Consider the following 9727-nt stretch of genomic DNA (forward strand, 5'->3'; position numbering starts at 1 on the left):
ACGAGTACATCCACTTCTACAACCACGAGCGCCTCCAGACAAAGACTGGCCTGGCTCCGCTCTCGCTTCGCCAGGCCAGTCTTTGATTCGCTTGTTCTACCCCTTGCAGGCCTCTTTTTTGTACTGTCCGCACAATATGGGGCGGTTCAAGGGGCGGGGCCTTTCTTGTTGGGGGATGCGATGCCGCTTTTTCGAGAAAAAGCGGCGCAAAAAGCGTTTCATTCCAAACCCGCTGTCTGCGGATATAATACAAACCATCGGAGGGCAGGGCTGACAGGACTGCCTTGCATCCGGTCAAAACCCTGTTTATAATGGATGCAGCCCCGCAAAACAAAAAGCCCGACCGTGTGCCAACGCACACTCATCGGGCCTTCAGTTGCGCCAGCAGGAGTCGAACCTGCGATGGGGGAGTCAAAGTCCCCTGCCTTACCGCTTGGCGATGGCGCATGATCTATTCCGTGGAAATCTTTCACACGGTACAAGTTAGTATACCATATTATATCCGAAATCTCAAGGGCATTTCTGTCCGGCCAGGACGGGCCGCATACAATTTGTAATACAGCAGGAGGTCGTTCCATGGAAAAAGCAGTGGTTATCATGCCGGATATTACTTTGGGGAAAGGGTCTTTTTCCGACTGGGAAGCCCTCTGGCAGAATATTTGGTCCTTTCCCGAGAGCGCCCGGTATATGCAGTGGGAACCCACACACTCTGCCGAGGCCGCCCAGGACCGGATGGAGCGGACCCTCCGCTGGCAGGCCAGCCACCCGGCGTTTACCATCTACGAGAACGCCACCGGTCAGGCCATTGGTTTTGCAGGGCTGCTGGAACACAAACCAGGGCTCTACATGGATACCGGCCTGGCCCTCGGCCCGGCCTACACCGGGCGGGGCTACGGACGGCAGGCCCTGCGGGCCCTGATGCAGGTGGCCTTTGAACAGCTGGGGGCCCAGAAGCTGGTCTGCGGCTGCCGCACCGAGAACGCCCCCTCCCGGCGGCTCCAGCTGAGCTGCGGGCTGCGGTATTCCCACACCGAGCCATCCATCGACCCCCACACCGGCGCCCCCTGTGAGATCGAGTTTTACGCCATGACCCGGGAGGAATATTTTTCCAATCTGTAATATTGTGTATAAAAACGCCCCCGAGGAATCATCCTCGGGGGCGATGCTTTTTAAATGATCACTCGATCAGGCCGTTGAGCAGGGTCAGGCACTTCCGGCTGTGAAGCTTGCGGATGGCCTTGGCCTCGATCTGGCGGACACGCTCGCGGGTGACGCCGAAGTCGCGGCCCACTTCCTCCAGGGTGCGAGGGCGGCCATCGTCCAGGCCGAACCGCAGGCGGATGACCTTTTCCTCACGGGGGGTCAGGCTCTTGAGGGCCAGGTTGATCTGCTGGGCCACCATGGCGCGGTCTGCGGCCTTGCCGGGGGCCTCGGCGTTCTCGTCGGCCACGAAATCGCCCAGGGAGGAATCCTCTTCCTCGCCCACCGGGCTCTCCAGGCTGGCGGGCTCCTGCGCCATCCGCTGGATCTCCCGCACACGCTCCACGCTCATATCCATGGCCTTGGCCAGTTCCTCGGGGGTGGGCTCGTGGCCGTTCTGGTAGACCAGCTGGTTGGTGGCCTGGCGCATCCGGTTGATGGTCTCCACCATATGCACCGGGATGCGGATGGTCCGGGCCTGGTCCGCGATGGCGCGGGTGATGGCCTGGCGGATCCACCAGGTGGCGTAGGTGGAGAAGCGGAAGCCGCGGTCACAGTCGAACTTCTCGGCGGCTTTAATCAGGCCGATGTTGCCCTCCTGGATCAGATCCAGGAACGCCAGATTGTGGCCCACATGCTTCTTGGCAATGGAGACCACCAGACGCAGGTTGGCCTCGCTGAGGCTGCGGCGGGCGTTCAGGCCGTCCCGGCGGGCTTTGAGCAGCTCCTCCCGGCGCTCATCGGTCAGAGGGCCGTTCTGCAGGGCCTCCAGGGCTTCCTCCTCGGCGGCCTTCTCCTCGGCGTCCTCGGGGCTGCTCTCGCCGCTGTTTTCGCCGTCCAGATCGTCGCTGTACTCCCGGGAGCGCTCGTCCTCCTCAAAGGAGAAGCGGGCACTGTTCTTCTTGATGTACTCAGCGCCGCCGTACTTCTGGCGGTCTGCCTGCAGGATGTGGGCCGCCTCGGCGCCCGCATGGATCCGGCGGGACAGCTCCACTTCCTGCTCGGCGCTCAGGAGCGGAATCTGGCCGATCTGCTTGAGGTAGTTTTTGACGGGGTCGTCCAGCAGCTCATCCATGGCCGCCTTCAGGTCGGCGGGGTTCTCCTCCATGGGTTCGTCCTCCTGGTCGTCCAAAAGGCCCATCTCGGAGTTATTCTCAGCGCTCTCCACTTCGGCGATGATGCTGTCCACGTCCAGGCTGGCCTCGGCTTCTGCCTCCTTCTGGATCTTGATCCCCCGCTCCTCCAGCAGGGTATACAGGCTCTCGACATCCAGACCGCACTCGGCGGCCAGAGCCTTGACCTCCTTGGCCGGCACTGTCCCCTCAGAAGCGCCCTTCTTCAACATTTCCTTCAAAGTCATGCCCATTTCGCTCTCTCCTTTTCACTCCAGAGGATGATCGGATGCAGGGATACCCATCCTATAATTATAACGCGGAGTGCCTTTCCTATGATATCCTGCGGAATTTTGCATTGCCCGTTTCAGATGACCAGCCCGCCGTTGACGCCGAACACCTGCCCGGTGATATACCCGGCGTTCTCCCCGGCCAGGAACAAAAGCATCTGGGCCACCTCGTCGGCGCCCCCCAGCCGCCCCACCGGGGTTTCCTCGGCCAGGGCATCTTTATCCTCTTGGGTAAAGGACGCCATCATGTCGGTGTCGATCACGCCGGGGGCCACACAGTTCACGGTGATGCCGCTGGGGCCCTCCTCCTTGGCCAGGGCTTTGGTCAAGCCGATCAGCCCGGCCTTGGCGGCCGAATAGTGCACTTCGCAGCTGCCGCCGGTCTGGCCCCACATACTGCTGACGGTGAGAATCCTCCCCCACTTGCGGCGGATCATCCCGGGCAGGGCCAGCTGGCACAGGTGGAACGCGCCGCTCAGGTTGACGTCCAGCATCTGCTGCCACTCGGCGGGGGTAATGTCGGTGAAGAGTTTCTGCTGGGCGATGCCGGCATTGCACACCAGCACATCCACCCGGCCCAGAGCTTCCTCAGCGGCGGCGAACGCCGCCTCACAGCTGGCCCGGCTGGCCACATCGCACTGAATCGCCGTACAGCCCGGCAGCTCCCCGGCCAGGGCCTGGGCCGCCGGGGCGTTCTGGTGGTAGAGAATGGCCACCCGGTACCCCGCCCGGTAAAACGCCCGGGCCGCCGCCGCGCCGATGCCCCGGTCCCCGCCGGAGATCAGCACGGTATGGCTGGCGGCGGGTGCCGCCTCGGCCAGGTCAAAGGTCAGTTCAAAATCTTCACACAAGAGTCCGATCCCTCCTGCCTGCCAAAATACCGCCCTGCCGTGCCGGCAGCGCACGGCGGCGGGCTCTGCCGAAGCCTCCTCCCTCAGTGAAACAACGCTCTTTCCCATCCTATGCCGGCGTCTTCCGGCAGTGCAGCGTTTTCGACGGGATACGGACGGCTTTCGACAAAAATCCATTAAGTATAATATCACAATTCGACGCAAAATGGAAGAGGGAGATCCTGCTTTTTCTGCGCAGATCTCCCTCTTTTTGCTTGGATTTACCGGACCGGGGGCTTCCACTTGGGTCGGCTGGCCCGCTGGGCCCGCAGCCGGGCGAAAAACTCCTGTAAAAGGGCCTGGGCCTCCTCGGCCCGGAGCCCCTGTTCCACCGCAGGATGATGGTTGAAGGGCAGGGCGAACAGGTCGGTCACCGACCCGCAGCAGCCCGCCTTGGCGTCGGCGGCACCGTACACTACCCGGCGAATCCGGCTGTTGAGGATGGCCCCGCTGCACATGGGGCAGGGCTCCAGGGTGACAAACAGCTCGCACTCCCACAGCCGCCAGCCCCCCAGCGCCCGGCAGGCCTTGTCGATGGCCAGCAGCTCGGCGTGGTGGAGGGCGTTTTTCTCAGTCTCCCGGGTGTTGTGGGCCGCGGCGATGATCTCCCCCCGCCGGGCCACCACGGCCCCCACCGGCACCTCCCCCAGGGCCGCCGCCTTGGCGGCTTCCTCCAGGGCAGCCCCCATCAATTCATAATCGGTCAAATCGGTATCCCCCTTTTCGGTCATCCGCCCGCCAGAAGCCCGGCGAACACAATGGTATTGTTCAGCAGATGGAGCGCCGCCCCCGGCCAGATGCTGTGGCAGCGGCTGGCCGCCCAGCCGAACACCAGCCCCATGGGCAGGGCAAAGGCCATCCGGGCCGGGCTGCCGTGGAGGGAGGCGAAAACCGCCGCCTGTCCCAAAACGCTGAATCCCGGGCCGCAGGGGGCCAGCAGGCCCTGGATCGCCCCCCGGAACACCAGCTCCTCCGCCACCGCCGAGACGATGCAGAGCTGGAAAAATGCCAGGACCCGGGCGGCAGGGTCGGCGGGCAGAAGCATCCCCCCTGCCGGGTCCCCGGGCAGTTTCTGGCTCAGCCAGGACAGGGGGAACAGCAGGCCGACATAGAGCACCATCGGCGCCACAGCGCCCCGCCAGCGCCACCGCAGCCCCGGTATCCGCCCCAGCATGGGCCGGGCCGCTGCCAGCACCGGAAGCGCCGCCAGAACAGTCCCCAGGGCCAGCCCGCCCCAGTGGAGCCGGGCCAGACCCGCCGGGCTTAGAGACGCCGCCCCTTCCAGCAGGGCCAGAGCCTTCTCGGTCAGCAGCCCCGCCGTCAGGTAAAGCAGCCCGCAGCCTGCCGCCCACAAAACGCCCCCCATCCGGCGGCTGGCGCTGGTTTGGTTCAAATTTTCTCTCTCCCTTCGGTGTGATCGTATGTAAGATATAGTGGTATCTTAGCACATCCGGCGGCAGGGGGCAACCGGTTTCTCCCCGCTGGCAGACCTTAGAGTGAAACTTTGGCAAAAGTGGAGTGAGATTCTTTTGTTCAAAACATTGACATTTCGTGACAGGCTCTGTTATACTACTTGTAACTTTTCGTTGGAACGAAATTTTACTGCGGCGTTCATCTGATTGCGGGTGTTCCCCGCCTATGGAGGTTTTGCTTTATGATCCGCATTCTCACCGATTCTGCATCTGACATCCTGCCGGCTGAAGCGGAGCTGCTGGGTGTTACCGTAATCCCCCTCAACGTTACCTTTGAGGACGGCGCCGTCATCCGGGACGGTGTGGACCTGACCCCCAGCGAATATTATGCCCGCCTGGCCCAGTGCCGCAAGCTGCCCACCACCAGCCAGCCCAGCCCCGAGCTGTTCGAGGCCTATTTCCGGGAGGCTGCCGAGGCAGGCGACACTGTCATCGGCATCTTCCTTTCCAGCCAGCTGTCCGGCACCAGCCAGGCCGCTCATCTGGGCGCCGATCTGGCCGATGTAGACAACGTCTTTTTTGTGGACAGCGAAACCGTCTGTCTGGCCGAGGCCCTGCTGGTCCGTCTGGCCGTCCGTCTGCGGGACGCCGACAAGACCCCTGAGACCATTGTCGCCGCCCTGGAAGAGGCCAAAAAACACCTGCACCTGGTGGCCGTCATCGACGATTTGAAGTATCTGCGCAAGGGCGGCCGCCTGCCCGCTGCCGTGGCTGTGGCCGGCGGCATGCTGGGCATCAAGCCCCTGATTACCGTCAAAGAGGGCAAGATCGCCATGGCCGGCAAAGCCCGGGGCCTGCCCGGCGCCTATGTGGCCATGTTCAAACAGCTGGACACCCTGGGCGGCGTCAACACGGACTTTGATTATGTGACCGCCTACTCCACCTCCCCCCGGGAGGTAGAGCCCATCCTGGGCTATCTGGACCGGAATCTCCATCTGCCCAAACCCCTGGTGGGCCAGATCGGCTGCGTCATCGGCACCCATGCCGGCCCCGGCGCCTTCGGCATTGCTTTCTTCGACAAAGCGCTGGAGCTCCATATCTGATTCTTCCCTGCAAAACAAAAGAACGGCTGCATCCGCAGCCGTTCTTTTTTGTTGGGCAATTTCCTTAGCCGCCCAGCAGGGCCAGCAATTCCTCCGGCCGCATGGACAGGATCGCTCCGTCTGCGCTGCCGGTGACCGTCTCGGCCAGATCCTGCTTTGCCTGCTGCAGCTCCAGGATCTTTTCCTCGATGGTGTCCTGGGCGATGAGCTTATAAACCTGTACGGCGTTCCGCTGGCCGATCCGGTAGGCCCGGTCGGTGGCCTGGTTCTGGGCCGCCACATTCCACCAGGGGTCGTAGTGTAGGACGATGTCGGCGGCGGTCAGGTTCAGACCGGTGCCCCCCGCCCGCAGGGAGATCAGGAACACGCTGGCCTCGCCCCCATTAAATCGACGGACCAGCTCCGCCCGCAGAGGTTTGGGGGTAGACCCCTGGAGGGTGAAATGGCTCACCCCCATCTCGTCCAGTTTGGCCTCCAGCAGGGAGAGCATGGAGGTGAACTGACTGAACAAGAGCACCCGGTGGCCGCCCTCCACCGCCGCACTGATTAAATCGGCGCAGGCGTCCAGTTTGGCGCTGCTGCCGGTCCAGTTGTCAACGGTCAGGCGGGGGTCACAGCAGATCTGCCGCAGCCGCATCAGAACGGCGAACACCGCCACTCGGTCCTCAGGTTTGGCGGCCCGCAGCTTCTCCTTGGCGTCCAGCACCGCCGCCAGATAGAGCTTGCGCTGTTCAACCCCCAAGGCCACCCGGTAGACGTTCTCGGTCTTGGGGGGCAGCTCCCGCAGGACCTCGGCTTTCATCCGGCGGAGGATAAAAGGCCCGGTGAGCTGGTTGAGCCGCCGGACGGCGGCCTGGTCCTTCTCCTGCACAATGGGCCGCTCGAACCGGGTGGAGAAGGTCTTATACGGGGGCAGATACCCCGGCATCAGGAAGGTAAAGATGCTCCACAGTTCTCCCAGACGGTTCTCCACCGGGGTACCGGTGAGGGCAAAGCGGACCTTGCTCTGGACCCGGCAGACGGCTTTATACTTCTGTGTGGTGTGGTTTTTGATGGCCTGTGCCTCGTCCAGGATGCAGGCATAGAATTCCTGCTCGGTGTAAAGGGCCTCGTCCCGGCGGAGCAGGTCGTAGCTGGTGACGATCAGGTCATACTCTGCAAACTGGGCTGCCAGCTCCGCCCGGTGGGCCGCTGTGCCGTCCACCGGCAGGCACTTGAGCTGTGGGGTGAACTTTTCGCACTCCTCTGCCCAGTTCAGCACCAGGGAGGCCGGACAGACGATCAGGCTGGGCAGGGTCTGCCCCTCCTCTTTGAGGGCCAGCAGATAGGCCAATACCTGCAAGGTCTTGCCCAGGCCCATATCGTCGGCCAGGATGCCCCCCATCCCGTAGCCGTCCAGGGTGCGCAGCCAGCGGTAGCCGTCCCGCTGGTATTTCCGCAGCACCTTCTGCAAGCTGGGAGGCAGGACGTATTCGCTGTCCTTGACGGCGTGGAAACTCCGGCTGATCCGGCGGAACGCATCGTCCCGGCGGAAGTGGAGCCCGCTCTGGCCCGCCAGCGCCCGGTCCAGGCTGGGGGCCCGGTAGAGGGGCAGGGTGGTATGGCCCTGGGTCAGCTTGGCCCCCGAGAGGGCCAGGGTTTCGTTCAGTTCATCCAGCGCCTGGAGGGAATCGTCCAGCCGGAGAATCCGGCCGTCCCGCAGGCGGTGGTACCGCTTTTTCTGGTGGAAGGATCGCAGCATCGCCCGCAGTTCCTCCGCCGGAAATTCGCCGGTATCCACTTCCAGATCCAGCACACTGCCGCTCACCGAGACTCCGACGCTCACCCGGGGCGGCGGCGCCTGGAAGTTGCGGAAGGCTTCGCTCAGATAGACCTCTCCCGCCGCCATCAGCGCCGGGACGCCCTCTTCCAAAAAGCGGTAAACCTCGTCATCGTCGGTGGTCTGGTAGAAGGTAGGGCTATTGTTCCGGTCCGGCTGGAGGTACTGTTTCAGCAGGCGGTCGGCCCGGTGTTCGGTCCGAGGATCCCGCCGCAGGTTCAGGGGCGCGCTTTCGGGAGTAACCCGATCCTCTCCGTAGAGAAACTCCACCCGCACCGAAATCATCATCTCCTGGGGCAGGTCCAGATAAAACTGGACCACGGGTTCCAGGGCAATCTGATCCATCAGCAGCCGGTCGGGGTCCTGAATCTGCATCTTGGACCCGAATTCCGGCACCACATAGCTGCAAAAGGCGGCCAGATCCTTCTGGGCAAAAAAGAGGCTCTCCCCGCTCAGCAGCTGCAAGACCGGCCGGACTCGGGCAAAATCCGCCCGGCTCATCTGCCAGAGGGTTTCTTCGCTGAAGGCGTAGGCGTAGTCCATCCCCTCAAAAAACCCCAGCTTAGGCCGGGCTGTGAGCTGGGCGCCGCCCTTTTTCTTCTCTACTTCCAGCTGAACGGCGGGGATGCCCTGCCGCAGCTCGTAGCCGCCCACCATTCCCTCCGACTGGCACAGGGCCACAAATTCGTCAAAGAGATCTCCGGTCAGGGCCATGGCTCCGGCCTGGCGGGAGGCCGGTTCCAAATAACTGCCCAGCCCCCGGCCGGTCTGGTTCAGATACCGCTTAAAGGCCAGCGGGCGGCGGAGCAGAGCCAGCAGTGCCCGGGCCTGGTCGTTGAAGGCCTCGGGCCGGTGGAGGAAAGAAAGCTGCTGCCCATAAGAGACGGTCTGCCCTTTTTCGACAGCTTCCAGCAGGGCCGGGATGCTCTTGACGATGTATTGCCGCCCGCCCCCCGAGATCCGCAGCCGAATCTCCGGCAGGCTGTTCCGGGCCAGGGTCAGCTCCGGTTCCAGGGAAACGGTTCCTTTATACTCCGGCTCCAGGACAGGCTCTTCCAGCAGGACGGCGTCCTGGTCCATATACTCTTTCAGCAGAAGCCGCGCTGCGTTGTCCGACTCGGGCTCCATATCCCGCCATTTCCGCCCGAAGAGCATTTCCAGGCTGGAAGTATAGCTGTCCTTCCGGGCCGCATGCTGGGCGGCGTATTCGCTCCCCCGCATCACCCCGGCAATGGGGGCGGCCGGAGAGGCCGGTTCTTCGGTTAGTGTGCGGCCCAGGTTCTCCCGCTGAGCGTCCTGCAGCAAAACGGCGCCGATGTGCTTGCACAAATCCCCTTCGCCCCGGTTGTTGTAGGCGCAGTCGCAGCTGGCGCTCACAAAGCTGCCGTTGGCCCGCAGCCAGACCTGTACGTGATACCGGCTGCTGCCGCCCTGGACCACTGCTTCCAGATGGCGGACCCCTTCTGCGCCGCTTTCCGAGGAAAATTCCTTGATGGCGTCTTTGGCCAGATCCGAGCGGGCCTGGGCATAAATTGTCCCGCCCAAAAGATAGCGTATTTCCTCCCGGTCCATTTTGCTCTCCCCTTTTCTGCCGCCCCATTGGGTTAGAATCCGTATTCTTTTATAATAACCTCTTTTGCCAAGGGGCGCAAGAAGAATTTTGGGTTTTCCTTTCCTTCCCGCGTCCCACCAACTGAAGATTATTTGAACACAACGAAAAACCCCCTGAAGCATTACTGCCTCAGGGGGTCTTGAGAGAAGCCGGCGACTACCTATTTTCACAAGCCGTTTCCAGCTAACTATCGTCGGCACAAGTGAGCTTAACTTCTGTGTTCGGAATGGGAACAGGTGGATCCTCACCGTCATCGACACCGGCCATATTTACTGAGTTACCTCAGCGC

The 9727-nt window shown here is 62.7% G+C and carries 8 protein-coding genes, 1 tRNA gene and 1 rRNA gene; 3 read left to right on the forward strand and 7 right to left on the reverse strand.

Annotated elements, in window-relative coordinates; genetic code table 11:
- Positions 1-8 precede the first annotated feature (8 nt).
- A complete protein-coding gene (locus tag JCM17207_RS13805; RefSeq protein WP_373871900.1) occupies positions 9-86 on the forward strand; it encodes a hypothetical protein in 78 nt (25 codons plus the stop codon).
- Between the two features lie 290 nt (positions 87-376).
- Here the strand turns inward: JCM17207_RS13805 and JCM17207_RS01165 are convergent.
- A tRNA-Gln gene (locus JCM17207_RS01165) sits at positions 377-447 on the reverse strand.
- A 129-nt stretch (positions 448-576) separates the two neighbouring features.
- Between JCM17207_RS01165 and JCM17207_RS01170 the strand changes: the two genes are divergently transcribed.
- Positions 577-1119, forward strand: coding sequence for a GNAT family N-acetyltransferase (locus tag JCM17207_RS01170; protein WP_238315620.1), 543 nt, complete (start codon positions 577-579; stop codon positions 1117-1119).
- Positions 1120-1177: 58 nt separating this feature from the next.
- Here JCM17207_RS01170 and JCM17207_RS01175 read toward each other — a convergent pair whose 3' ends face one another.
- The 4 genes from JCM17207_RS01175 to JCM17207_RS01190 all read right to left on the reverse strand — a co-directional run bounded on the left by JCM17207_RS01175 (position 1178) and on the right by JCM17207_RS01190 (position 4885).
- Positions 1178-2566 (reverse strand): sigma-70 family RNA polymerase sigma factor, encoded by a 1389-nt coding sequence (locus JCM17207_RS01175; RefSeq protein ID WP_238315621.1) that lies wholly within the window; start codon positions 2564-2566, stop codon positions 1178-1180.
- Positions 2567-2679: 113 nt separating this feature from the next.
- Positions 2680-3453 (reverse strand): elongation factor P 5-aminopentanone reductase, encoded by a 774-nt coding sequence (gene ymfI / locus JCM17207_RS01180; protein ID WP_238315622.1) that lies wholly within the window; start codon positions 3451-3453, stop codon positions 2680-2682.
- Between the two features lie 260 nt (positions 3454-3713).
- Positions 3714-4199, reverse strand: a complete 486-nt coding sequence (locus tag JCM17207_RS01185) for a nucleoside deaminase (protein ID WP_238315623.1) — start codon at positions 4197-4199, stop codon at positions 3714-3716.
- 20 nt (positions 4200-4219) lie between these two features.
- Positions 4220-4885, reverse strand: coding sequence for a CPBP family intramembrane glutamic endopeptidase (locus JCM17207_RS01190; RefSeq protein WP_238315624.1), 666 nt, complete (start codon positions 4883-4885; stop codon positions 4220-4222).
- Positions 4886-5146: 261 nt separating this feature from the next.
- Here JCM17207_RS01190 and JCM17207_RS01195 point away from each other — a divergent pair, with 261 nt between their 5' ends.
- A complete protein-coding gene (locus JCM17207_RS01195; protein ID WP_238315625.1) occupies positions 5147-6007 on the forward strand; it encodes a DegV family protein in 861 nt (286 codons plus the stop codon).
- 64 nt (positions 6008-6071) lie between these two features.
- Here JCM17207_RS01195 and JCM17207_RS01200 read toward each other — a convergent pair whose 3' ends face one another.
- Together JCM17207_RS01200 and rrf are read right to left on the reverse strand one after the other, a co-directional pair.
- Positions 6072-9398: a DEAD/DEAH box helicase gene (locus JCM17207_RS01200; protein ID WP_238315626.1), complete on the reverse strand. Its 3327-nt coding sequence runs from the start codon at positions 9396-9398 to the stop codon at positions 6072-6074.
- 187 nt (positions 9399-9585) lie between these two features.
- Positions 9586-9702: ribosomal RNA gene (gene rrf, locus JCM17207_RS01205) — 5S ribosomal RNA — on the reverse strand.
- Positions 9703-9727: the final 25 nt, after the last annotated feature.

Source organism: Faecalibacterium gallinarum (genome assembly GCF_022180365.1).
Classification (GTDB): Bacteria; Bacillota; Clostridia; order Oscillospirales; family Ruminococcaceae; genus Faecalibacterium; species Faecalibacterium gallinarum.

What these genes read in the sequence shown, in the direction of transcription:
- JCM17207_RS01170 (WP_238315620.1), top strand. Translation starts at nt 577, where the DNA reads ATGGAAAAAGCAGTGGTTATCATGCCGGATATTACTTTGGGGAAAGGG.
- JCM17207_RS01175 (WP_238315621.1), bottom strand. Translation starts at nt 2,566, where the DNA reads ATGGGCATGACTTTGAAGGAAATGTTGAAGAAGGGCGCTTCTGAGGGG.
- JCM17207_RS01195 (WP_238315625.1), top strand. Translation starts at nt 5,147, where the DNA reads ATGATCCGCATTCTCACCGATTCTGCATCTGACATCCTGCCGGCTGAA.
- JCM17207_RS01200 (WP_238315626.1), bottom strand. Translation starts at nt 9,398, where the DNA reads ATGGACCGGGAGGAAATACGCTATCTTTTGGGCGGGACAATTTATGCC.